Annotated in this window: 21 protein-coding genes and 5 pseudogenes; 5 read left to right on the top strand and 21 right to left on the bottom strand. The window is 70.1% G+C overall.

The annotated features are described in order from the left end of the window. Positions 1-14: 14 nt before the first annotated feature. The 18 genes and pseudogenes from ACFYXB_RS41035 to ACFYXB_RS40950 all read right to left on the bottom strand — a co-directional run bounded on the left by ACFYXB_RS41035 (position 15) and on the right by ACFYXB_RS40950 (position 15,102). On the bottom strand, positions 15-995 hold the full coding sequence (locus tag ACFYXB_RS41035; RefSeq protein ID WP_351361469.1) for an MCE family protein: 981 nt from the start codon (positions 993-995) through the stop codon (positions 15-17). A 194-nt stretch (positions 996-1,189) separates the two neighbouring features. Then, complete coding sequence (locus tag ACFYXB_RS41030; RefSeq protein ID WP_389590212.1) at positions 1,190-2,227, bottom strand: MCE family protein; 1,038 nt, start codon at positions 2,225-2,227, stop codon at positions 1,190-1,192. Between the two features lie 14 nt (positions 2,228-2,241). Continuing rightward, positions 2,242-3,477, bottom strand: coding sequence for an MCE family protein (locus tag ACFYXB_RS41025; RefSeq protein ID WP_389590243.1), 1,236 nt, complete (start codon positions 3,475-3,477; stop codon positions 2,242-2,244). 5 nt (positions 3,478-3,482) lie between these two features. Beyond that, on the bottom strand, positions 3,483-4,286 hold the full coding sequence (locus ACFYXB_RS41020) for an ABC transporter permease (RefSeq protein ID WP_351361431.1): 804 nt from the start codon (positions 4,284-4,286) through the stop codon (positions 3,483-3,485). 3 nt (positions 4,287-4,289) lie between these two features. After that, entirely contained in the window at positions 4,290-5,060 is a 771-nt protein-coding gene (locus ACFYXB_RS41015) for an ABC transporter permease (RefSeq protein ID WP_351361428.1), read from the bottom strand. Next, complete coding sequence (locus tag ACFYXB_RS41010) at positions 5,057-6,001, bottom strand: ABC transporter ATP-binding protein (RefSeq protein WP_389590210.1); 945 nt, start codon at positions 5,999-6,001, stop codon at positions 5,057-5,059. The genes ACFYXB_RS41015 and ACFYXB_RS41010 overlap by 4 nt, the downstream gene beginning before the upstream one ends. 97 nt (positions 6,002-6,098) lie before the next feature. Then, a complete protein-coding gene (locus ACFYXB_RS41005; protein ID WP_389590208.1) occupies positions 6,099-7,169 on the bottom strand; it encodes a sigma-70 family RNA polymerase sigma factor in 1,071 nt (356 codons plus the stop codon). 53 nt (positions 7,170-7,222) lie between these two features. Then, on the bottom strand, positions 7,223-8,269 hold the full coding sequence (locus tag ACFYXB_RS41000) for a lytic transglycosylase domain-containing protein (protein WP_389590206.1): 1,047 nt from the start codon (positions 8,267-8,269) through the stop codon (positions 7,223-7,225). A 795-nt stretch (positions 8,270-9,064) separates the two neighbouring features. After that, a pseudogene (locus ACFYXB_RS40995) lies at positions 9,065-9,472 on the bottom strand (DNA-binding protein). A 132-nt stretch (positions 9,473-9,604) separates the two neighbouring features. Further along, positions 9,605-9,691, bottom strand: a pseudogene (locus ACFYXB_RS40990) (short-chain dehydrogenase); the annotation flags it as partial. A gap of 41 nt (positions 9,692-9,732) precedes the next feature. Further along, the gene (locus tag ACFYXB_RS40985; protein WP_389590241.1) at positions 9,733-10,008 is read right to left on the bottom strand and encodes an SDR family NAD(P)-dependent oxidoreductase; all 276 of its coding nucleotides are present in this window, start codon (positions 10,006-10,008) and stop codon (positions 9,733-9,735) included. A gap of 78 nt (positions 10,009-10,086) precedes the next feature. Beyond that, entirely contained in the window at positions 10,087-11,316 is a 1,230-nt protein-coding gene (locus tag ACFYXB_RS40980) for a hypothetical protein (RefSeq protein WP_389590205.1), read from the bottom strand. A 247-nt stretch (positions 11,317-11,563) separates the two neighbouring features. Further along, positions 11,564-12,814, bottom strand: coding sequence for a hypothetical protein (locus ACFYXB_RS40975; RefSeq protein WP_389590203.1), 1,251 nt, complete (start codon positions 12,812-12,814; stop codon positions 11,564-11,566). 228 nt (positions 12,815-13,042) lie between these two features. Further along, on the bottom strand, positions 13,043-13,183 hold the full coding sequence (locus ACFYXB_RS40970; protein ID WP_389590202.1) for a hypothetical protein: 141 nt from the start codon (positions 13,181-13,183) through the stop codon (positions 13,043-13,045). Between the two features lie 114 nt (positions 13,184-13,297). Next, positions 13,298-13,459, bottom strand: a complete 162-nt coding sequence (locus tag ACFYXB_RS40965) for a hypothetical protein (protein ID WP_389590200.1) — start codon at positions 13,457-13,459, stop codon at positions 13,298-13,300. Next, a complete protein-coding gene (locus ACFYXB_RS40960) occupies positions 13,456-14,025 on the bottom strand; it encodes a polysaccharide deacetylase family protein (RefSeq protein WP_389590199.1) in 570 nt (189 codons plus the stop codon). Before ACFYXB_RS40960 ends, ACFYXB_RS40965 begins: the two co-directional genes overlap by 4 nt. Next, positions 14,022-14,690, bottom strand: coding sequence for a hypothetical protein (locus ACFYXB_RS40955; RefSeq protein WP_389590197.1), 669 nt, complete (start codon positions 14,688-14,690; stop codon positions 14,022-14,024). Before ACFYXB_RS40955 ends, ACFYXB_RS40960 begins: the two co-directional genes overlap by 4 nt. Position 14,691: 1 nt before the next feature. After that, the gene (locus ACFYXB_RS40950; RefSeq protein WP_389590196.1) at positions 14,692-15,102 is read right to left on the bottom strand and encodes a hypothetical protein; all 411 of its coding nucleotides are present in this window, start codon (positions 15,100-15,102) and stop codon (positions 14,692-14,694) included. Between the two features lie 74 nt (positions 15,103-15,176). Here ACFYXB_RS40950 and ACFYXB_RS40945 point away from each other — a divergent pair, with 74 nt between their 5' ends. The 3 genes and pseudogenes from ACFYXB_RS40945 to ACFYXB_RS40935 all read left to right on the top strand — a co-directional run bounded on the left by ACFYXB_RS40945 (position 15,177) and on the right by ACFYXB_RS40935 (position 18,130). Continuing rightward, positions 15,177-15,440: a hypothetical protein gene (locus tag ACFYXB_RS40945; protein ID WP_389590195.1), complete on the top strand. Its 264-nt coding sequence runs from the start codon at positions 15,177-15,179 to the stop codon at positions 15,438-15,440. Positions 15,441-15,621: 181 nt separating this feature from the next. After that, positions 15,622-15,951: pseudogene (locus ACFYXB_RS40940) on the top strand (BlaI/MecI/CopY family transcriptional regulator); the annotation flags it as partial. A gap of 1,330 nt (positions 15,952-17,281) precedes the next feature. Next, complete coding sequence (locus ACFYXB_RS40935) at positions 17,282-18,130, top strand: ABC transporter permease (protein WP_389590239.1); 849 nt, start codon at positions 17,282-17,284, stop codon at positions 18,128-18,130. Positions 18,131-18,770: 640 nt separating this feature from the next. Here the strand turns inward: ACFYXB_RS40935 and ACFYXB_RS40930 are convergent. The 3 genes and pseudogenes from ACFYXB_RS40930 to ACFYXB_RS40920 form a co-directional block, all read right to left on the bottom strand. Beyond that, positions 18,771-18,881: a hypothetical protein gene (locus ACFYXB_RS40930; RefSeq protein WP_389590238.1), complete on the bottom strand. Its 111-nt coding sequence runs from the start codon at positions 18,879-18,881 to the stop codon at positions 18,771-18,773. A gap of 293 nt (positions 18,882-19,174) precedes the next feature. Beyond that, a pseudogene (locus ACFYXB_RS40925) lies at positions 19,175-19,483 on the bottom strand (response regulator); the annotation flags it as partial. A 38-nt stretch (positions 19,484-19,521) separates the two neighbouring features. Continuing rightward, positions 19,522-19,755, bottom strand: coding sequence for a hypothetical protein (locus tag ACFYXB_RS40920; RefSeq protein WP_389590236.1), 234 nt, complete (start codon positions 19,753-19,755; stop codon positions 19,522-19,524). Between the two features lie 260 nt (positions 19,756-20,015). On the opposite strand from ACFYXB_RS40920, the gene ACFYXB_RS40915 reads away from it, so the two are divergent. Together ACFYXB_RS40915 and ACFYXB_RS40910 are read left to right on the top strand one after the other, a co-directional pair. Then, positions 20,016-20,852: a hypothetical protein gene (locus ACFYXB_RS40915; RefSeq protein WP_389590193.1), complete on the top strand. Its 837-nt coding sequence runs from the start codon at positions 20,016-20,018 to the stop codon at positions 20,850-20,852. An 896-nt stretch (positions 20,853-21,748) separates the two neighbouring features. Continuing rightward, positions 21,749-21,927 (top strand): annotated as a pseudogene (locus ACFYXB_RS40910) (hypothetical protein); the annotation flags it as partial.

Here is a 21,927-nt window from a genome sequence, read left to right as displayed (position 1 = left end):
CTTCTTCAGGTTCTTCACCGCGTGCCTCCCGTGCGCGGCGCCACCGGAGCGGCGACCAGGTTCTGGATGTAGCTGTCGAACCAGCGGCCGTTGCCGAGGGTGTTGCTGAAGACCCGGACGTACGGCGCGAGCAGCTTGACGCTCCGGTCCAGGCTCGACTGATTGCGTTCGAGCATCCGCACCACGGTGTTCAGGCCCTTGAGCGCGGGTCCGATCTCCTTGTCGTTGTCCGCGACCAGGCCGGAGAGCTCGATGCCGAGCGCGGCGGAGCTCTTCAGCAGCTTGTGGATCGCCTGGCGCCGCTTGCTGATCTCCTTGAACAGCTGGTCGCCGTCCTTGACCAGCGCGGTGAAGTCCTCGGAGTGCTCGGCCAGCACGCCCGTGACGCCGTTCGCGTGGTCGAGGAGTTCGCCCAGCGCCTTGTCGCGCGAGGCGACTGTCCGGGAGATCTTCGACAGGCCCTTGATGGACGCCCGTACCTCGGCGGGTGAGTCCTGGAAGGTGGTGGAGATGGTGTCCAGGGCCTTCGCCAGCCGGTCGGTGTCGACCTTCTCCGTCGTGGTGGTGAGATCGCTGAACGCCTGCACGACGTCGTACGCCGGAACCGTCCGCCGGAGCGGTATCTCGCTGCCGGGCTTCAGCTGCCCCGGTCCCTTGGGGTGCAGCGCGAGGTACTTCGCGCCGAGGATCGTCTTGACCCGGATCGAGGCGCCGGTCTCGGTGCCGAACCCCGGATCGTCCTTGATTTTGAAGGTGACCTTGACGTGGTCGCCGTCCAGATCGACGTCCTCGACCTTGCCGACCTTGACGCCGGCGATCCGCACTTCGTCGCCTGGCTTGAGGCCGCCCGCCTCCGAGAAGGCCGCGCTGTACGTGTCGCCGCCGCCGATCAGCGGCAGGCTGTCGGCGTTGAACGCGGCCACGGTCAGCAGCCCGAGGACGGTGAGGCCGACGGCTCCGATCACCACGGGGTTCCGCTCCCGGAACGGGGTCAGGCGCGGTCGGCGTATCCGTATGCGGGGCAGCTTCGGCGGGTCGATGCGCACTTTCACCAGGGGTTCCGGGCGGTGGGGGCGCGGTGCCCGGCGAGGCAGCAGCCGTATCTTCGGGAGCTTCGGTGGGTCGATGCGGACCTTGACCAGCGGTTCCGGGCGGCGCTTACGGGTCCTGCGCGGAAGGAAGTGCTTCGTCATGCGCCGCACCTCGCCCTCGCCACGTGCAGCTCGGGAGTGAGCACCTGCTGCTTCTTCGGCAGCACGATCCGGCCGTCGAAGTCACAGAGGTAGAAGTTGAACCACGAGCCGTAGGACGCCGTCCCCGTCAGCTCGTTGAGCTTGTTAGGCAGCCGCTTCAGCACGCCCTCCACGGTGTTCTCGTTCTTGTTCAGCGTTCCGGTGAGATCGGTCAGCTCGGCGATGTCGTCCTTCAGGGGCGGACGCGCGTCCTTGAGCAGCCCCGAGGTGGCGTCCGTCAGGTCGCCGATGCCCACCAGGGACTCCCCGATGGGCTTGCGGTCGGCGGACAGTCCCGAAATCACCCGCCGCAGCTGCTTGAGCAGCCCGGAGAAGCGGGAGCCGCGCTTGTCCAGCGTGTCCAGCACGGTGTTGAGGTTGTCGATGACCGAGCCGATCAGTTTGTCGCGGCCGGCCAGCGTCGTGGTGAGCGAAGCCGTGTGCACCAGCAGGCTGTTGACGGTGCCGCCCTCGCCCTGGAGAGTCCGGATGATCTCGGTGGCGAGCTGGTTGACGTCCTGCGGACTGAGCGCGGCGAACAGTGGCTTGAAGCCGTTCAGCAGCGCGTTGAGGTCCAGTGCGGGCTGCGTGCGCGACAGCGGGATCGTGGCGCCGGGCTTCAGCCGGGTGCCGTCTCCCGCGCCCTCGGTCAGGGCGATGTAACGCTGTCCGACCAGGTTCCGGTAGCGGACGACCGCGCCGGTGCTGTGCAGCAGCGGACGGTCCGCGCCGACCGTGAAGGTGACCTCCGCCAGCGTCCGGTCCTTGATCCGGATGCCCTCGACCTCGCCGACCCGCACCCCGGCCACCCGGATGTCGTCGCCCTTCTCCAGGCCCGTCACGTCGCTGAACACCGCGCGATAGGTGTGCTCGGGGGTGAGGGAGATGTTGACGATTGTGGCGGCTAGCAGGGCCGTCGCCAGGACCGTCACCAGGGCGAACAGGCTGAACTTGATCAGGGGGGCAGCGGCCTGCCGCGCTCCTGACGTCCTCATGGTCGTCGGTGTCCTCATGCGACGCTCACCGCCGTTCCGCGCGCCATCGGTCCGAACAGCAGGGTCGCGACCGGCGGCACCTCGTCGGCGGGTACGCCCATGACGGGCGCCACGAGCGAGCCGACGGCGCGCTGCTCGGCCCGGGTGGCGGAGACGCCGCCCGGTCCGGACGGAGTGCCCTCCTTCGAGCCGTCGTTGAGGTGCACCCCGGGTGCGGGAACCGGGGGATGGGGCAGGTCGCGGCAGTTCGGCCCCGACCGCTCGCCGTAGCGGGGATACTCGCCGGGTTCGTACGCCCCCTGCTGGCGCACGACTTCGAGCGTGATGTGCATCTTGCCGCCCTGGAACGCCTGCTCGGAGGCCTGTTCCTCGCGCACCAGGCCGGCGAAGAGGCAGGGGTACTCGGGCGAGTAGCGGGCGAAGAGGTCGAGCGTGGGGCGGGAGACCCGGCCCAGGGTGATCAGCCGGCCGCCGTTCGCGTCGAGGAAGTCGTCCGCGGTGCCCGCGGCGGTGGCCGTCGTGGTGAGCGCGGACGCGAGCCGGTCCCGCTGTTCGACCAGGGTGCGGCTGGTGGAGACGGTGTTGCGCAGGATCGCCATCAGGTCGGGAGCCGCGTCGCCGTACACCTCGGCGACGTCGGCCAGCCGTGCGAAGTCCTCGGTGAGGGACGGCAGATGAGGATTGAGCCGGTGCAGGTAGTCCTCCACGCGCGTGAGGTTGTCGCCGATCCGGTCGCCGCGCCCTTCGAGGGCGGTGGCGAACGCGGAGAGCGTGGCGTTGAGCTTGCCGGGCTGCACGGTCCGCAGCAGCGGCAGCAGGTCGTTCATCAGCTGCTGGAGCTCGATGCCGACGCGAGTGCGGTCCTGGGTGATCACGTCCCCGGCGCGGATGGGCCGCGCCGAGGAGCGCGCGGGCGCGACCAGGTCGACGTACTTCTCGCCGAACAACGTCTTGGGCAGCAGACGCGCGTGGACGTCGGAGGGGATCTCCGCGACGTACTCCGGCTTGAGCGCGATGTCGAGCGTCGCCTTCGTCCCGTCGGCGTGCACCGCGCGCACCTCGCCGACCAGCAGCCCGCGCAGCTTGACGTCGGCGCGCGGATCGAGCTGGTTGCCGAGGCTGTCGGCCTCCAGCTTGATCCGTACCGCCGGGGTGAACACCTGCTGGTACACGGCGACGGACAGGGACAGCAGCAGTGCGAGCACGGCGAGGAACACGACGCCGTACAGCCGCAGCCTCAGCACTCGCATACGGCTCACCCCGCAATCCGTACGGTCGTGTTGGCGCCCCAGATCGCGAGCGACAGGAAGAAGTCCAGGACGTTGATCGCGACGATCGAGGTCCGCACGGCGCGGCCCACGGCGACGCCGACGCCCGCCGGGCCGCCGCTCGCGTAGTAGCCGTAGAAGCAGTGCACCAGGATGATCAGGACGGCGAAGACCAGCACCTTCCCGAAGGACCACAGCACGTCGACCGGCGGCAGATACTGCTGGAAGTAGTGGTCGTAGGTACCCGCCGACTGCCCGTAGTAGCCGGTCGTGATGGTGCGGGCGGCGAGGTACGAGGACAGCAGCCCGACCACGTACAGCGGGATCACCGCGACGAAGCCGGCGATCATCCGGGTGGTCACCAGGAACGGCAGCGAGGGCACGCCCATGACCTCGAGGGCATCGGTCTCCTCGCTGATCCGCATCGCGCCCAGTTGGGCCGTGAACCCGGCACCGACCGTCGCGGAGAGCGCCAGACCCGCCACCAGCGGGGCGATCTCCCGGGTGTTGAAGTACGCCGAGAGGAACGCCACGAAATTCGAGGTGCCGAGCTGGTTGAGCGCGGCGTAGCCCTGGAGCCCCACCTCCGTGCCGGTGAAGAACGACAGGAAGGCGATGACGCCGACCGTGCCGCCCACGACGGCGAGGGCGCCGCGCCCGAAGCTCACCTCGGCGAGCAGCCGCAGTATCTCCTTCTTGTAGCGGCGTACGGTGCGGCCCGTCCACGCCAGCGAGCGGCCGTAGAAGGACAGTTGGCTGCCCAGTTCCTCCAGGCGATTCAGCAGCGCCATGGCTCAGCCCCTCTGCGGAACGACTTGGAAGTACACGGCGGTCATCACGAAGTTCGTCACGAACAGCAACATGAACGTGATCACCACTGACTGGTTCACGGCGTCGCCCACACCCTTCGGGCCGCCTTTCGCGCTCAGTCCCTTGTAGGAGGCGACGATCGCGGCGATCGCGCCGAACACCAGCGCCTTGACCTCCGCCGCCCACAGGTCGGAGAGCTGGGCGAGCGTGGTGAAGGAGGCGAGATAGGCGCCCGGTGTGCCGTTCTGCAGGACGACGTTGAAGAAGTAGCCGCCCGCGACGCCGACCACCGACACCAGGCCGTTGAGCAGCACCGCCACCACCATCGACGCCAGGACGCGTGGGACGACCAGCCGGTGGATGGGATCGATGCCCAGCACCTGCATCGCGTCGATCTCCTCGCGGATCTTCCGCGCCCCGAGGTCCGCGCAGATCGCCGTGCCGCCGGCGCCCGCGATCAGCAGCGCGGTGACGATCGGCGATGCCTCCCGCAGTACCGCGAGGACCGAGGCGGCCCCGGAGAAGGACTGAGCGCCGAGCTGCCGGGTCAGGCTGCCGATCTGCAGCGCGATGACCGCGCCGAAGGGGATGGACACCAGGGCCGTCGGCAGGATGGTGACGCTCGCGACAAACCAGGCCTGTTGGATGAACTCCCGTGCTTGGAACGGCCGTCGGGGCATGGTCCGGACGACGTCCAGGGCCATCGCGAAGAGATTCCCCGAGTGCCTGAGCGCTCCGGTCGGTGACAGCCTCATGCGTCCGCCACCTCACTGCGGTGCAGCTCGGACTCGCGGCGCGCGATCGCCTCCCAGCGAGGCGGGCGGGTGATGCCGGGGCTCGGCAGCAGACGCGGTGTCATGTCGTTGCCGACATGGCGGACGCGCCGGTCGAGGTCGCCGAGCCGTGCCAGCTCCTCCTCGACCTGCGCGGCGTCCTTCTCCTCGGCCATGCCGATCGGCCCCTGCATCCGGCCGTTGAGGAACTGCCGTACGACGGGCTCGTCGCTGGTCAGCAGCTTCTCGCGGGGCCCGAACATGACCAGCTCGCGCCGGAACAACAGCCCGATGTTGTCCGGCACCTGGCGGGCCGAGGCGATGTCGTGCGTGACGATCAGGAAGGTCGCGTCGATCTGTGCGTTGAGGTCGACGATGAGTTGGTTGAGATAGGCGACGCGCACGGGGTCGAGGCCGGAATCGGGTTCGTCGAAGAGGATGATCTCGGGGTCAAGGACCAGGGCTCGGGCGAGACCGGCTCGCTTTCGCATACCGCCGGAGATCTCGCCGGGCAGCTTCCCCTCCGAACCGATCAGCCCGACCATGTCCATCTTCTCCAGCACGATGCGCCGGATCTGGCTCTCGGACTTGCGGGTGTGCTCGCGCAACGGGAACGCGATGTTGTCGTACAGGTTCATCGAGCCGAACAGCGCGCCGTCCTGGAACAGCACGCCGAAGAGCTTCCGCACCTCGTACAACTCGTGCTCGCGCAGTTTCGTGACATCCCGGCCCGCGACCTTCACGGAACCCCGGTCCGGCTTCAGCAGTCCTACGAGCGTCTTGAGGAACACCGACTTGCCCGTGCCCGAGGGGCCGAGCATGACTGAGACCTCCCCGGCGGGCAGCGTCAGCGAGACGTCCTGCCAGATGACCTGGTGACCGAAGGACTTGGTCAGCCCTTCCACACAGATCTCGACACCCATCCGGTCCACCCTTCGCACCGTGGAGCAGCTCCGACATCTGCTCTACGGGGAGGGGCGGGGCGTCCGTCGTGGCGGACGCGGATTTTTTTCGAAGGATCTACGGCAGTGCGGTCGGGGTCGGTACCTCGACGGGAGCCTCGGGTGTGGCCGGAAGCGCCGTCGGGACCGTGGACGCGGCGGGCAGATCAGGGACAGGGGGCACGCTCGGCAGGTCGGACACCCTCGGGACCTCGGGGACAGGGGGCACGCTCGGCAGGTCGGACACCCCCGGGATCTGGGGGACGGCCGGCACCGGTGACAGCGAGGCCTCCGGCAGGGACGGCACCGACAGCGGCAGCGGCGACCGGTCGTGGTCGCCAGGCGGCGCCGTCGGCGTCGCTCCGCGGGACGTCGAGGCGGCCGACAGATCACGGGCGTTCAGGGCGGCTGCCCGGCCGGCGCCGTCGGGCCGGGCGGTCTGTGTGGTCGCCTCGGCCATGCGGGACACGGAGGGGCGGGGAACCGTGTCCTGCTCGCCCCCGTCGTGGACGTACGGCAGCACAAACCCCGCCACCACCAGGGTCGCGGCCGTCGAGGTCACCGCCACGGCCTGCGTGTGTCCGCCCGCGCGTAGCTTGCCGCGCCCCCACAGGAACAGGGCGAGGCCCAGCGTTCCGGCCAGCGAATTGCGCAGCGTGCGCCGGGCCCGGGCGAGCAGCGACTCGACGGTCCGATAGCTCAGCCCCATGCGCACGGCGACCTGGCCGACGTCGAGGCCCTCGGACTTCAGCCGGAGCGCCTCGGCCTGCCGCGCGGGCAGTTCCCCGCTACGCACGGCCAGCCACCTGGCCTCGGCCCGGTCGCACACCGCCTCCTCGACGGGCACCGGCCCGGGCGCCGTGAGCGTGGGACTGCGGTGTACCTCGGCCTCACGGTTGACCTGGCGGTACCGATCGACGCACAGCCGGATGGTCACGGTCGTCAGCCAGGCGCCGAGGCGCTCGTCGTCCAGGTCGGGACGCTCCGCGGCGCGCAGCATCGCCTCGTGCACCGCGTCCTCGGCGTCCTCCGGACTCATCGACCTGCGCCGGGCCACCTTGAGCAGTTGCTCGCGGTGGCTCCACATGCGCTGCCAACGGTCGTGGGCCGCCTGTATCTCCGCAGGCATGTCCGGCATGTCCATCGCCATGAGGGCCCCCTCGCGCTCACCCGCCGGTCCTGTGCCGCCCGGCGAGTGGGATATTACCGCCGAGTATCCTCGGTTGTGGAGGGGGAGGAGGCCATCGTGTCCACACCGTTGCTGGTCAGCGGACCGCCGCTGGGCAGCAGTTCGTCGCCGGGCAGTTCGATGTCCGTGCCGGGCACGGGGAGTTGGGGCTCCTCCGTCTCCTTGGCCACGCCCGCCGGACGGGACCTGGTGGGGGTCGGCGAGGCGGGTGCGGACGGGGCCGGGGAAGGGGCGGCGCTCGGACGGGTGGACGGCTTGGGCGTCGCCGGTGGCTGAGACGGCTCCGGTTGCGCCGCGGACTTGGCCCGGTTGTCCGGCACCACCCGGTGCCCTTCCAGGTAGTACGCGTACCAGGCCCTGACTGTGCGCAGATAGGCCTCCGAGTGGTTGTAGCCGAGGACCGCCCGGTCCAGCTCGGCCAGGTCGGAGAGGTCCCGTCTGCCCGCGCACAGGTAGCGCCCGGCAGCGAGTGCCGCGTCGAAGACGTTGCCGGGGTCGGCCCGACCGTCGCCGTTGCCGTCCGTGCCCCAGCGGGCCCAGGTCGACGGGATGAACTGCATCGGTCCGACCGCCCGGTCGTAGGCCGCGTCCCCGTCGTAGGCCCCGCCGTCGGTGTCCCGCACGAGGGCGAAGGTGACGCCGTCCAGCCGCGGCCCGAGGATCGGTGCCACGGTCGTACCGTCCGCCGTCACCCGACCGCCCCGCGCCTGCCCGGACTCCACCTGGCCGATCGCGGCAAGCAACTGCCACCGCAGCCGGCAGCCGGGCGCGGTGCGCGCGAGCTCCGCCTCGGCTTGCCGATAGGCGGCGAACACGGTCGCCGGCAGCGCGGCGCCCGCGACCGATGCCCCGCGCTCGCCCTCCCGGGTCCGCAGTGGCGGAAGGCCCGTGCGGTACGGGGTGTCGCCCGACACGCTCGGCCCGTGCGCGGTGGGCGCCTCCTTCTGGGGTACGGATGCCCGTGGCGGGGCCGCCCCCGGCGCCTGTGACGCGGTCAGCGCGGCCATCGCCGCCGTCGCGACCGCCGCGCCTCTGACGCCTCTGACTCTGTGCACTGCCATGTGCGCGCTCCCCTCCCTGCGGGCTGATGTCGTCTGCTTTACGGGGCGGGGCGGCAGGTCCGTCGCACGAAGCGGGGCGATTCTCAGCGGGCTTGTTCCCGATGACGCATCATGTGGAGTGCGTCGCCATCCTTGAGCCGGTGGCTAAGGGCTCCTGACCTGCGGTTTTGCGTGTCTGCATTATGTGCGGTGTGGGCGTTACGGGCGATATCTTGACGCTGGAATGACGCTCGTGACGCTCATTTGACGCTCGTTCTGATGGTGTGTCAGGTCGCCTGTTGGGCAGGTCAGGCCCTGTCAAGGTGGCGAGTATCGCTGGAGCGCCGAGTGCAGGCGACGCTCTGCGCGGAGCTGCTGGTTCCTAATGGTCAGATGTCCCGGAAGAGACGTGCCAGCCTTGTGACCTGCGGCGTTGGGTGGTTGCAGGTCACTGACCTGAGTGAATGGCCTTTCGGCTGTTACATGCTCGTACCTGTTGATGCAGCCGGAAATCCCAGAGAAGTCCCAAGGAACTCGCACTGCCGACGGCCACTTTTTCGGCTCTATGCGGGGTGAGCGGGCCTATTGACCGCCTACGACCGGCCGCCAGCGTCCGACCCGGAGCATGAAGCCCGGTAGCTCGGACACTGAGCGCCCTCAGCAATAGGCGCGCCCCGGGCCACCGTTGCTCTCCCCGTCTGCCGAGGGTGAGCGGCACGGGGTAGGGGCCGTGCCTGGAGGGCACGGAGATGCTGTACGAGCCGACGATCGACAGGGGATGTCCCTTGATGTCCGGCAGAGCCCGGGGCGCGTGGGTCAGATCTTGATGATGGTGACGCGTCGACCACACAGTGCCGTCAGATCTTCAGGGGCGGAGGTGAGGATGGTGACGGGACCGGGTGCGGCGAGGGCGGTGGCGCTGAGCATGGCGTCGATGGCGTACTTGTGGCCGTGCAGGCCCGCGTCGGCCAGGAGGGCGGCGGCGTGGCCGGCGATCGACTCCGTGACCGGTTCGACGACGAGGCGGGACAGGGTCTACTCCAGGGCCGGGCGGTTGATCCGGGGGTGGACCACCTCGACGAGGGGGGCCGCGGAGGTGATCACCCGCAGGTCGTCGGAGAGGGCGAGCCAGCCGGTGACGGTGCGGTCGCGCAGGACGGCCTTGGCGAGGCCCTCGCTGTCGAGGACGAGGGTGCCACCTGGGACGGCGGGGGAGCGGGTCACGCCGCGTCCGCCCCGCCCTGCGTCTGCTCGGTCTGCTGCACGGCGTTGACCCGGACCCCGCGCGGGCCGTATTCGGCAGGCTTTGGTCAGTAGGTTCACGGCCACCTTGCTCGAGCCGTACAGTGCCATTTCGGAGACGCCGAGCGCGGCCGCCATGGTGCTGACGTTGATGACCGCCCCGCTGCCCCGCTCGGCCCTCGCCGGCGCGAGTACCGCCACCAGATAGTAAGGGGGCCTTCACATCCAGTGCGTACACGGCGTCAAGCCTGCTCCGCGGCGTCTGCTCGGTGGACCCCGGGATGGTAGATGCCCGCGCCGTTGACCAGGGTGTCCACCCGGCCACCGCCCAGTTCGACGGCTTGCCGAGCCAACTGTCGCACCGAGTCGGCGTCCAGCAGGTCAGCAATCACGAAGTCCGCCGTGCCACCGCGTTGCCGGATGGCCTCAACGACGGCCCCGCCGCGCCCTCGGCCCCGGCTCGCCACCAGTACGTGCGTGCCGCACTCGGCGAGCGTTTCCGCGGCGGCTGCCCCGATGCCGCTGGTCGCCCCGTCACCAGCGTGACTTTCCCTGTCAACGACGCGGTAGTTACAGAGCCTGTGCCCGGGCTCGCGTCAGTCACGCTCAGTGATGCACGGACCACCTGCTCGCTTCCGCGCGCCGACCGAGTGGGCGACCCACGGGTCTCGGGGAGGCAGTCGGAGGGCGCCGGCGGCGACCTTGTTCGGTTTCGACGCGACGCACCAGTCCCGTGGAGCCAGCAGGACGCTAAGGGTCACCGCGAGAACCAGCCAGAGTCGGAGGTCGCCCAGGACCTGCGCGTCGTTGGTCAGCCTCGGGGCGAGGTAGAGTGCGCCGAAGGAGACCAGCGACCAGACGGGCACGGGCCGACGCAGCCCCAGGGCCTCCCAGACCAAGGCGCCGAGTAGGAATCCCGCCGAGTAGTAGTCGTAGACGCCGGGATCCAGCAGGAGTCGCGCGCCGATGCCGAGCAGCGGCACCGCCACCCAGCGCCCTCGGAGGATCGCGGCCGCCCCAAGCACACAGCCGAGCACGAGTTGCGCCGGCCGGTCCCACGACGGCGTCCCCGCCGCCGACACCCCGAGCGCGCGGAGCGCCGAGGACGGCTCGTTGACGATGTGGTACTGGGTCGCACCCAGCGTCGCGGGGTCGGCGACGACGAAGGGCAGCCAGGCCAGCAGCACGACGGCGACGGCGTAGAACGCGACATGCCGTCGTCGGGCGCGGGCCACGGCGAGAGCCAGCGGCAGGAAAACCAGAGCCCACGGCTTGGCGTCCACGGCTAGGCCCAGACTCAGTCCCGCCAGTGCCGGGACGTCAGCGAGGACCGCCCGGATCGCCAGTGCCGCGAAGAGCAGCGCCAGCACGTCGTCGAGGTGGCTGTAGTGCACCGCCAGCGATGCCCAGACGATCAGGAACACCGCGCCGGCGGCCGCGACGGTCATCCGCAGGGCCTGCGGGCGCGACCGCAGATCCGGCTGCCGGGCCAGTGCCGTCTGCTCGATCAGCCGCAGCACCAGAAGGCCGACGCTCATCATCGTCAGCTGGGCGGCGACGACCCCGCCGAGGTTCCCCAGAACCCAGGCGCAGAGAAAGGCCAGTGGTCCTATCTGCAGGTTCGGGTAGTTCGCATAGAGGTGCAGGCCCCCCGCCGGCGAGGCTCCGGAGCCGGAGAACAGCAAGGTGCTGCCGTTCGCGAAGTAGTGCCACGAGTAGCCGCCGCCGTGCAGGTCCGCCAGGAACCAGACGGTCGCCCAGAGTCCGAGGAACCACCAGTGCCAGGCGGCCCCGCTCCGCGCGGGGCGGCTGCTCTGATCAGCCATCCTCATGCCTCTCTGGTGATCGACCCCCTGCCTGGGATGACTCCCCTGACCGCTCCCAGGTTCCTGCACAACCATGAGATTCAGGTACGGAGCGTCTGAAACTCGGCCTGGGACGGTGGGCCTGTGCGTCAGCGCCGGCTCATCATGCCGTCAAAGCCAGCATGGGAAACCGGCGGTCCGAGGTCGGCCGCCGATGTCCTTGTGGACAGCTGGCCGAACACCTCTGCGGCCGGCCCGGCGTGGTCTCTCACCATGTCCAGCCGTGGCCGCCGCTGTTGTGGGACAGGGCCAGGACGGCGGTGGCCACGGTGAGGTACTGGGTCGGGCGGCCCTGGCTGAACAGGGCCGCCAGGGCCCAGGCGAGAGCCGTGTACCACGGCATCGACCACGGTGCCGCGAGGACCCAGGCGAAGGCCAGCGCGAACGGCAGGGCGATGACGGAGGGGGCGTCCGGAGCGGCGCGGCGGCGTAGCGCCCACGCCAGCGCGAGCATCACCACCGGCCACAGCACGCTGACGATCACCGCGGTCGAGCCAGGGCCCAGGACCGTGGTGGCGCACTGATCGAAGACCGCCCACAAGGAGGGTGCAGAGACCAGTCGGGAGGCCGCGGAGAGCGGGGCCAGTGCGTGCGCGCCGTAGGCTCCGTAGAGCGCGGCCAGGGTCAGCGCGGCCGCGCATGCCTGCCGGGCGGCCGGTCGCCAGCTGCCCGAACGCAGCAGCGGCCAGGACAGCCCGACACCGATCAGGCAGGCACTGATCTTCACACCGCAGGCAAGGCCGACCAGCCCTCCCACGATCAGGTCGTGGTGCCACCGGGCCGTCCTGCGGGCGAGGTGAACCGCGCAGACGGCCAGGCCTGCGACGAGGGTGTCCAGGTGTCCACCCTCGACCAGCACACCGATCAGCAGCGGATTGACGCTCCACAGCAGGCCCGCACGGACCGGATCGTCGGCGGTCCGCAGCAACAGGTACCCGGCACCCACGAAGACGGCGGCGTTCGCGAGCATCAGCGCCCAAATGGTCAGCCACGGCCGCTCCTGGCCGATGAATGCCGCAGCGCCCTGCCACCACGTCGCCACCGGCCCGTACACGGAAGGTGTGTTCCGCCACGCCTCGCTCACCAGGTGGGCGTACGCGCCGCCCAGCCGGGCGGGAGTCGTCACGTACGGGTCACCGCCGAGCGCGGCGATGCGGCCGTACGCGGCGTAGCTGGCCGTGTCAGAGGAGCCGACGGGGGTGAGGTTGGCGACGGCGAGCGCGGTCATGGCGCCGAGCCGGAACAGGAGCCGGGCATCGGGTCTCCAGCCCCGCTCATGGGCCTTGAGCATGCCCAGCGTGCCCCAGAACGACAGCACGATGGCCGCGATCGTGGCCGTCTGGGAGACGGTGCCGGCCATGGCAGGCAGCCGGAGCCAGGGGATCGGTGCCCTGAGCGTGTTGTGGTTGGGCGCACTCGCGCCGACCAGAGCGAACAGTGCGATACCGGCCCCGGCCATCCACACCGCTGGGCGCGGTGTCGGCCGGTCGACGACCATTGGCTTCCGCGGGGGAATTCTCCGCATCGGGGCCGCGAGACGCAAAGTCCACCCATTGTGGTTGGTCGTCAAAGTCACTCTCCAGGGTGTTGCTTCAGTTCGCGGCGAGGGCTGCCATGACGATCTTGCCCGCGAACTTGTGGCCGCCCTCGCCGCTGTCGAGCACCACGGCCGCCGCCGCATCGCCGCTCACCGCTCCTCCGGCAGATTGCCCAGCGGTTGCCGCAGCAGCTCTTCGTCCGTGGCGGGCAGCCTGTCGACGAACCGGGCGAGCACGGCCTCGGGGTCCGGGTCGGACTCCAACGCCTGGTACATCCGGCGAGCGGTCATGCCCTGACGTCGGTGAGCGGACAGGAATGAACGACTACGCCAGAGCCGATCGTCTACATAGCTGTAGACGATCGGCGCCTGCAGGGGGTTCCCGCAGCTCGTGTCCGGCAGCGGCTATCCGTGGTCGCAGAGCGGGCCGACCTCGTAGCCTCGCTCCGTGCAGGTGTCGAGGATGCGGGGGAGCGCGCCGAGGGCCGAGCGCCAGGCGCCGGGGGCCGAGGTGCAGTCCGAGTCGTGCAGCAGGATGGTGCTGCCGTCGGCGAGGTCCGCGGTCACCGTGCGGTGGACCGACTCGGGTGTGGCCCGCGCGGTCCAGTCCTCGCCCCAGCAGGTCCACGGCACGGGGGTGAGTTTGAGGCGCCGGGCTGCCACGTGGGCGGCGGTGGACATGATGCCGTACGGCGGGTGGAAGAGCGTCGGCCGGGTGCCGGTGATGTCGGCGACCGTGCCGCGGGCGCGGGCGAAGTCGTCGTAGTCGCGCGCGGGCCGCGCAGCAGCAGCGGCCGGTGCCGCCAGCCGTGGACGCCGATCTCGTGACCCGCCGCGGCGATCTCGCGCACCACGCCGGGGGAGCGGTGGGCCTCGCTGCCGAGCAGGAAGAAGGTGGCGCGCACCCCGCGCTCGTCGAGCAGGCGCAGGAAGAAGGGGGTGGACAGCGGGTCTGGCACGTCGTCGAAGGTGAGGGCGACGTGGTCCGCGCGGCCGTGGCCGGACAGTCGCGGCATGGTGCGGTTGCGCAGGGGCCCGAACGTGGAGACGACGGGGGCGCAGTGGACCGCTGCCAGGGCGGCGGCGGGCAGGGCGGCCAGTGCGGCCGTGCGCAGCGGGCGGGAGGTCGTCACTGGTGGTGCCCTTCCTGGTCGAGGGCAGGCGTGAGCCGGTCCAGGTCGAGGCCGTGGCCCAGGGTGCGCATCAGCGCGGGTCCGTCGTAGGTCGTCGCGACCCCGGTGCCGACGGCGCACGCCCACACCGCGCAGGCGGTGGCGCCGCTGACCGCGAGCCGCCGGGTGCGCAGGCGGCGGGGCCGGCCGGGGCCCGGCGGCGGGGGATTCTGGCTCCGGTCCCCGAGTCCTGATCGGTGAACGCGCGCTATCTCGGCCGCCGGGCCGCCGTCCTGCGTCTGGGCGAAGAGGGCGAGACCCGTTGCCCGCTGCCGGGCTCCGAGCGGACCGTCGATCAGGTCGCACAGCACCGCTTTGAGATCGGCCGTGTCCCGGACCCAGACGGCCACACCCGCCTCGTCCAGGGCGGCCGCGTTGGTCAGCCCGTGCCCCGGTATGCAGCGGTAGCTGGCGACGGGCAGGCCCGAGGCGAACGCCTTCAGGGAGGTGAGGCCGCCGGCGTTCTGGACGAGGACGTCCGCAGCACGCATCAGGCCGGGCATGTCGTCGACCCAGCCGAAGGCGTACTCGATCCCGTCCGCACGCAGCTGCTCGACCAGGGCTTCGTTCCGGCCGCATACGACGACCGGGACGGCGGCGCCGCAGTCACGCAGTTCCAGGGGCACCTTACGGACCGGGCCGACACCCCAGGACCCGGCGACCAGAAGGGCGAGCGGCGCGTGCTCGGGCAACCCGAACGACGCCCGAGCACGGGCCCCCCTGCTCGGCGCCGCAAGGGCGGAAGCGCGGGTCCGTGACCGGTCCGCACACCCGTACGTCCCTGGCTCCGGCGGCTCGCGCCTGGTCGGCGGGCACCGCGTGGGCGGCGAGGTGGATGTCCACACCGTCCGCCACCCACAGCGGATGTACCGAAAAGTCGGTCAGGTAAGTGACGACGGGGACGGCCAGGCGCCCCTTCAGGCGCAGACTGCCCAGCACTCGGCTGGCTCCCGGGTAGGTGGAGACCACCGCCCCGACGTCCGGGCGCAGCGCGCGCAGCACACGGTTCTCGGAGGCGCGCAGCAGGGCCCGTGCCACCGGGCCGCTGCCGCCCGCGCGTTCGGTGCCTGCGTAGATCCGCTGGTAGGCCCAGGGGCCATGACGAGCATCCGGTGGTAGCCGTCCCGAACGGCCCGGCCGAGTCCGGCGGGCAGCAGATCCATCAGGTCGTACCGGTCGACGGCGAAGCCGTCCGCGGCGAGACGGCGCTCCAGCTCGGCGGCGGCACCGTCGTGACCGGCTCCGACGCTCGCCGAGACGACCGCGACCCGGCCCGCGTCGCGCGGTGTGGCCCGCTGCCGCGGAATGGCGCCCGCAAGGGCGAGTCCGGGCGCCGTGCTTCCGGCGTGGGGCATGGGCTTTTCCTCCGCACGTGAAGGGAGCGACGGAACTCTGCGACATGTAGTAGTTCGAGCGTTGAAGCCCGGAGCCCACCTCCTACAACTTGTAGTCGCAGGCCGGGTAAGCTCTACGAACTCATGACGAAGGAAGGTGGACGGCGAGGGACCGAAGGGACGGGGAGGCTCAGGAGCAGCGGGCAGGCGGGCACGCGGTGAACTGGAGAGCGATGTGCTCGCCGAGCTCTGGGCCGCCGACGGCCCGTCGACCGCACGTCAGGTACAGGAGCGGCTGCCGGGCGACCTGGCCCACACGACTGTCCTGACCATTCTCTCCCGGCTGTACGACAAGGGCATGCTCGGCCGGCGCCGCGAGGGCCGCGGCTACGCCTACGAGTCGGCCCGCGACGAGGCGTCCCACACCGCCCACCGCATGAAGTCGCTGTTGGAGGGCGGTTCCGACCGCGAGGCCGTGCTGGCCCGCTTCGTCTCCGAACTGTCGGCGCAGGACGAGCACATGCTGCACCAGCTGCTGTCCGGGGACTTCCCGCGTGCCGAGGGTGAGCGCTCCCGCGGGAAGCGGGGAGCCGGTGCTGATCAGCGTCTACGTCCCGTTCGTCGTCACGGCCCTGCTCGCCGCGCTCGGGCCCCGGCCGGCGCGCAGACTGCCCCCACGTCCCGCCGCATGGGCCCTGGCCCGCGCCGCGCTCGTGACGGCGTTCGGCTGGGCGGGGGCACTGGCCCTGCTGGCCTTCACCGGAGTGGCCCAGGTGCCGCAGGTCGCCGCCGAGGGCCAATGGTCCGTGGCCGCGCTGCGCGCCGAGGACCCGGTGTACCGCGTCGTCGCGGCCGGCAGCGCTCTGATGCTGGCCGTCGGCCTCGTCTCGCTGGTCGTTGCCGCCGTACGGCAGGTCCGTCGCCTCGTGTGGGCGCGGCGGGAGTGCGCCGACCTGCCAGGGGAGACGGAGCTGGTCGTGGTGGACGACGACCTTTCGCTGGCCTTCGCGTTGCCCGGCGCACCGGGGCGGGTCGTGGTTTCGCGGGGAATGCTGCGCTGCCTCGGCGGCGACGAGCGCGAGGCCCTGCTTCGCGCACGAGCGGGCCCATCTGCGGGGCCTGCACCACCTGTTCCAGGGCGTGTGGCGGCTCACGGCGGCTTTGAACCCGTTGCTGCGGCCGGTGGCTGTCGCCGGTGGTTACGTCCTGGAACGGTGGGCCGACGAGGAGGCCGCCGAGCGTGTCGGAGATCGCAGGGTCGTCGCTCATGCCGTCGGACGTGCCGCCCTGGCATCGGCCGGCGCGTCGCGTCCCCCGGCTCTGGCTGTGACTGGTGGGGCGGTGCCGCAGCGGGTGCGGGCTTTGCTGGCTCCGCCTCCCGCACGACGGAGCCTGCCCTTCGTGGCGGGTGGCCTGCTGCTGGCCGTCTGCTGTACCAGTCTGGCCAACGCCGCATCCGACAGCGACCACATGGTCGACAGCGCGCAGTGGGCGCGGTGCGCGACGTGCTCCGGCACTGCCAGTGCGGTATCGCCGGGAGAGCATCGGCACCGGCCCGGCTTCTGCTGTGGCGGTCACGAGCCCCAGGGACGCGGGGAGTACCGCCCGTAACCGGTGCGACGCCCGCGCTCGTCCGATCGTCGACGTGGTGTCCTCGCGGTCACCGGGGTGGACCGGGAGGAGCAGGGTGAAGGTGGCGGGGGCGCGGCTGGTCAGGGAGAGCCGGCCGCCGAAGGAGACGGCCAGATCGCGGGCGAGCGCGAGACCGGTGCCCGTTCCCGGCACTGCGGCACCGTAGACTGCGCTGTCGGCCGTCGGGGCCATTCAGGTTGGGGACCCGCGTACCCCATCGGCCCGTGCAGCAGCTTCTTGAGGCGGAATACGTGACGTCGAGTGCGGCATCTCTTGTACCGGTCAACCCAACCCTCGGCGTCCTGCTCGCCGCTCTGCTGTTGGTGGCGGCGGCGGTCGCGGGCTGGTTCCGTCTCGATCCGCACCCGTACAAGAGCCGGGCCCGGGAGATCCTCCTCGCCGGCTTCCGCGCGGCCGTCCAGCTCGCCCTGGTCTCGGTGGTCATCACCTGGGCGGTCAAGTCAGTGCTGGGGCTCCTGGCGTTCCTCGCGGTCATGTTCGCGGTGGCCGTGCGCACGGCCGGGCGGAGAGTCACCGGCAACCACACCTGGTGGCTGACGGCCGCCCCGATCGCCGCAGGTGTGATACCGGTCGTTGTGGCGCTCCTTGCCACCGGGCTCGTCCCTTTGACGGGCGTCGCCCTGATTCCGATCACGGGCATCCTCATCGGTGGGGCACTCACCGTGACCGTACTTGCCGGACGGCGTGCCCTGGACGAACTGTCCCAGCGTCGCGGAGAGGTGGAAGCCGCGATGGCGCTGGGGTTCCCGGACCGGGACGCGCGGATGGAGATCGCACGTCCCGCGGCCTCCGAGGCTCTCCTGCCCGGTCTGGACCAGACTCGTACGGTCGGGCTGGTCACGCTCCCCGGTGCGTTCGTCGGCATGCTCCTCGGAGGGGCCAGCCCTGTTCTGGCCGGAGTGGTGCAACTGTTCGTCCTCATCGCGCTCATGGCTGTGCAGGCCATCGCGGTGGCGGTGACCCTTGAGCTCGTCGCCCGGCACCGCCTGTATCGCCCGGGACCGGACACCCGCACAGGTTCCCCGCGCACGGCCAGAAGGTTTCGCAGGGTCCCGGCGCCGAGCCGTCCATCCGAGTAGAGGCCAGGCCGGCCATGCGCGGTCAGCACGAGCGCGATCACGAACTTGGCCATGCGGTCCGGGCGCGGCAGCCAGATCCTGGCGGCTTATCGGCTCGGCATCAACGAGGGCAACGCCACTTTCGAGGCCATTGCCCCGGCCTGGGAGGTGCTCGACGCCGCCCGGTCGCCCTCGAAGGCGACGGCCGGGTACTGGGCTGGGTCGCAGCGGCTCCGGTCTTCGGCCGGGGCGCGTACGTCAGTGGCGTCGAGCACTCCGTTGCGTCTTCGCGAAGTGATCGTTGAAGGGAACGAGGCACTGCCTCTGCAGAAGGCGGGCCGCACCTGCGCACGGGTGCGGCCCGCACTGCATCGCTACCCTGTGACCTGCGAAGACGTTTGGCACCGTGGCGGCCACCTGGCTCCGCGGTCGCCACCGGACACCCTTGTCGATGGCGGCCCCGGTCTCATGCTTGCATAAAACGATTTATGCGATTTGGTAAAGGATGTGTAGATTGAATTCGCCGACGGTCCTTGACTCTTCCGAGTAGGACTGTGCCTCCCTGCAGGGGTGGTCACCGGGACCAATGGCAACGTGGTCCCTGGCCCAATGCCGCCGGTAGCGGCTCGGAACTGCAGGACGCCGGTGTGAACGAAGTAGGTCATGGATCCAGGCGGTAGCCGTGTCCTCTGAGTGTGGTGATGCGAGGCAGGCGGCTGGGGGCGGGGTGTGTCTCGGCGGCGTTGGTGAGGCGACGGCGGAGGGCGGCCATGGTGACGTCGAGGGTCTTGGTGGAGCCGAACCAGTTCTCGTCCCAGATCTCGGGAGACGGCCTCGCCCGCGTGTCGGGCGAGGAGGGTGAGCAGTTCGAACTCCTTCAGAAGCAGGGGGAGTTCCGTGTCGTGCCAGGTGGCAGCGGCGTGCTGTGGGGTCGATGACGAGGTCGCCGAGGTGGATCGGCTGGTCGGGGACCGAGGTGAGGGCCTTGGGGCGTAGGTGTGCGCGGAGGCGGGCCAGCAGGACAGTGAGGCTGAAGGGTTTGACGAGGTAGTCGTCGGCGCCGGCGTTCAGGCCGGCGATGATGTCGATGTCGTCGGTGCGGGCGGTGAGGATGACGATCAAGAGGTCCCGGAAGCGGGCGCGCAGGGTGCGGGCGACGTCGAGGCCGTCCATGTCGGGCAGGCCGAGGTCCAGGAGCAGGGCGTCGTAGGGGGCGCGGCCTGCTTCGGCGAGGGCGGCGGTGCCGGTGCGGCTCCAGGCGGTGGTGTAACCGTTGCCCTGCAGGCCGGTCTGGAGATGGTGGCCGATGACGTCGTCGTCCTCGACCACGAGGACTCGGAAGCGGCCGTTGTCGGGTGCGGCGGGCGTGCCCATGGCCGTCAGGGTAGACACGTCGGTTGTCGCGCGCTGGCTCACAGGTCGCGCAGTTCCTCGATGGCGGGGCGCCGGGCGCGGCGGATCCCGTTCAGGGCTGCGGCCAGTACGGCGATCAGGGCGGCCAGTGCTGTCAGGGTGAGGTAGGCGCCGGGCACGGCCAGGCTGGCGGGCGGGGGGTCGAAGACGCCGGTGAGGACCTTGACCAGCATTTCCGACAGAGCCCAGCCGATGAGGATGCCTCCGGCCAGCCCGGTGACGGCCAGGAGCAGGGCCTCGGTATGACGACGGCCCGACCCAGTCGACGCCGCAGCCAGGCGGTCGCGCGGTCAGTGGGCGCTGGAGCGGTGCGCGGAGTGTTCAAGGCGGTTCTCTTCCGTCACGTGGGCAGGGGTGGGACGGAGGCCCGCTATAGGGAAGTGGGCGATATGTGTGTGCATGGCGCCATGGTGCCCGTGCGGGACGGGCGGGGTGGGTGAAGCGCGCCAGCAGTCAGGATGCGTTCAGGTGCCCGGTGGCACGGTCGGACAACGTGACCTATGAAACGTGTGAGAGTCAGGTGGTTCCGCAGGCCGGTCAGCCCTCCGGTTCTCGGGGCCGGCTGCGTTCGAACAAGGTGCCCGAGGTCACCGTCTACTTCTGGATCATCAAGGTGCTGTGCACGACGGTCGGCGAGACCGCGGCGGACCTGCTGAACGAGAAGGCGGGTCTCGGGCTGACCGGTGTGTCGGTGCTGATGAGTGCCCTGCTGGCCGTCGTCCTGGTGGTCCAGTTCCGCTCCAGCGCCTACCGGCCGGGCGTGTACTGGTCGGCGGTGGCGCTGATCAGCGTCGTCGGCACGCTGATCAGCGACAACCTCACCGACAACATGGGCGTGCCGCTGGAGACGAGCACCACGGTCTTCGCGATCGTCCTCGCGGTCGTGTTCGCCGTCTGGCACCGGCGCGAGCGGACCCTGTCCATCCACCACATCGACACCACCAGCCGCGAGTCCTTCTACTGGCTGGCGGTCCTGTTCACCTTCGCACTCGGCACCGCAGCCGGTGACCTGGTGTCCGAGCGCATAGACCTCGGCTACTGGCTGTCCGCCGTGCTCTTCGCGGCGGCCATCGCCGCGGTGGCCATCGCGCACTTCGCGCTGGATCTGGACGCGGTGTGGAGTTTCTGGATCGCCTACATCCTGACCCGCCCGCTGGGCGCCTCGATCGGCGACTACCTCTCCCAGCCCACCAGCAACGGCGGCCTCGACCTGGGCGCCGTCGTGACCAGCGCTCTGTTCCTGGCGGTCATCCTCGGACTGGTCACCTACCTCTACGTCACCCGCAGGGATGTCGCCGAACCGGAGCACCCGTCGGGGTACGCGGCCTGAGCCACGAGCCAGTCCGATACTTCCTGCCATCAGCTGCGGCCGCGCTCGACTGCTGATTCATCCCACCCGTGGAGAAGCACGCACAGGTGGTCGAGCGAAGGCAGGGGAGTTCAGCCAACAGGCGCCGAGAGGACGGCGCTGCTGGTCGTCGGGAGAGTGTGGGGTGTCGGCGGCGGTTGAATCAGAGTTCGGCCCGCCGAGAGTGGGGGACGACCGTTACGGAGGAGAGGTGCGTGTGTGCATGGAGCCATGCTGCTCGTGCTGCACAAGTGGGGCGAGTGATACACGGTGGCAGTCAGGATGCGTTCAGGTTCCCGCTGGCACAGTCGAGCAGTATGACCAATGAAACCTCTGAGGGGCAGGTGGTTCCAGAGGCGGGCACCCAGCAAGGAGACCGGCAGCGAGTCGGCGAGCAACCAGCCGAGGCGGGCCCACACCGCCTCTCCGGCACTGGGTAGGGAGTGACAGGAGAGCCTTTGCGTGGCCAGGAGGGGGAGGCCGCACGGGGGATCGGGCGACGCGAATTCACGCGCTCCGCAGATTGAATTCTGGGACGAAGTTCCCAGAATTTCGGCCAAAGGCGTGCCCTGCATCACACGGGGCAATCTCAAGGTCCCGCCTATAAGGTATGTCGCCCCCGGCTCATAACAGGTGTACAGAAAGTCCTTGCGCAGGCCAAGGAAAGAATAAAAGCAGAGGTCATTCCGGGAATGCGAACCGTGCCGCGGATATCGCCCCCGGCGGCGCGGCCCGGGCGGGCTTGACGAGCAATCGAAGTCATCCCGCCGTCCTGCGGATCCGAGGCTGCGCTTGTCTACACAGTTGTAGACAGTTACCGTTCCGCAGACGTGAGGGGCGCCCCCTCTGTGCTGCTGCCCGTTCTATGTGAGGGTTACATGACAACTGTGACGACGCCCGAGAGCTCTCGGACGCATGTCAAGCAGATGCTGAACAAGGTTCCCGAGGTCACGATCTGGTTTTGGATCATCAAGATCTTGTGCACCACGGTCGGCGAAAGCTTCGCTGACTGGATCAACATGAACCTCGGCGTCGGCCTGATCAACACCGCATTGAT

It is taken from the genome of Streptomyces sp. NPDC002619 (genome assembly GCF_042889305.1).
GTDB lineage: Bacteria > Actinomycetota > Actinomycetes > Streptomycetales > Streptomycetaceae > Streptomyces.
The sequence above is the reverse complement of the archived record's forward strand: the minus strand, read 5'-3'. Positions and strand labels throughout refer to the sequence as shown.

Excerpts from the sequence above, each read along its gene's own strand:
- ACFYXB_RS40970 (WP_389590202.1), bottom strand. The coding sequence starts at position 13,183 with ATGACCGCTCGCCGGATGTACCAGGCGTTGGAGTCCGACCCGGACCCC.
- ACFYXB_RS41010 (WP_389590210.1), bottom strand. The coding sequence starts at position 6,001 with ATGGGTGTCGAGATCTGTGTGGAAGGGCTGACCAAGTCCTTCGGTCAC.
- ACFYXB_RS41000 (WP_389590206.1), bottom strand. The coding sequence starts at position 8,269 with ATGGCAGTGCACAGAGTCAGAGGCGTCAGAGGCGCGGCGGTCGCGACG.
- ACFYXB_RS41025 (WP_389590243.1), bottom strand. The coding sequence starts at position 3,477 with ATGCGAGTGCTGAGGCTGCGGCTGTACGGCGTCGTGTTCCTCGCCGTG.
- ACFYXB_RS40980 (WP_389590205.1), bottom strand. The coding sequence starts at position 11,316 with ATGGCTGATCAGAGCAGCCGCCCCGCGCGGAGCGGGGCCGCCTGGCAC.
- ACFYXB_RS41015 (WP_351361428.1), bottom strand. The coding sequence starts at position 5,060 with ATGAGGCTGTCACCGACCGGAGCGCTCAGGCACTCGGGGAATCTCTTC.
- ACFYXB_RS41030 (WP_389590212.1), bottom strand. The coding sequence starts at position 2,227 with ATGAGGACGTCAGGAGCGCGGCAGGCCGCTGCCCCCCTGATCAAGTTC.
- ACFYXB_RS40975 (WP_389590203.1), bottom strand. The coding sequence starts at position 12,814 with ATGGCCGGGGCCGGTATCGCACTGTTCGCTCTGGTCGGCGCGAGTGCG.
- ACFYXB_RS41005 (WP_389590208.1), bottom strand. The coding sequence starts at position 7,169 with ATGGCGATGGACATGCCGGACATGCCTGCGGAGATACAGGCGGCCCAC.
- ACFYXB_RS41020 (WP_351361431.1), bottom strand. The coding sequence starts at position 4,286 with ATGGCGCTGCTGAATCGCCTGGAGGAACTGGGCAGCCAACTGTCCTTC.
- ACFYXB_RS40930 (WP_389590238.1), bottom strand. The coding sequence starts at position 18,881 with ATGGCCGCCCTCCGCCGTCGCCTCACCAACGCCGCCGAGACACACCCC.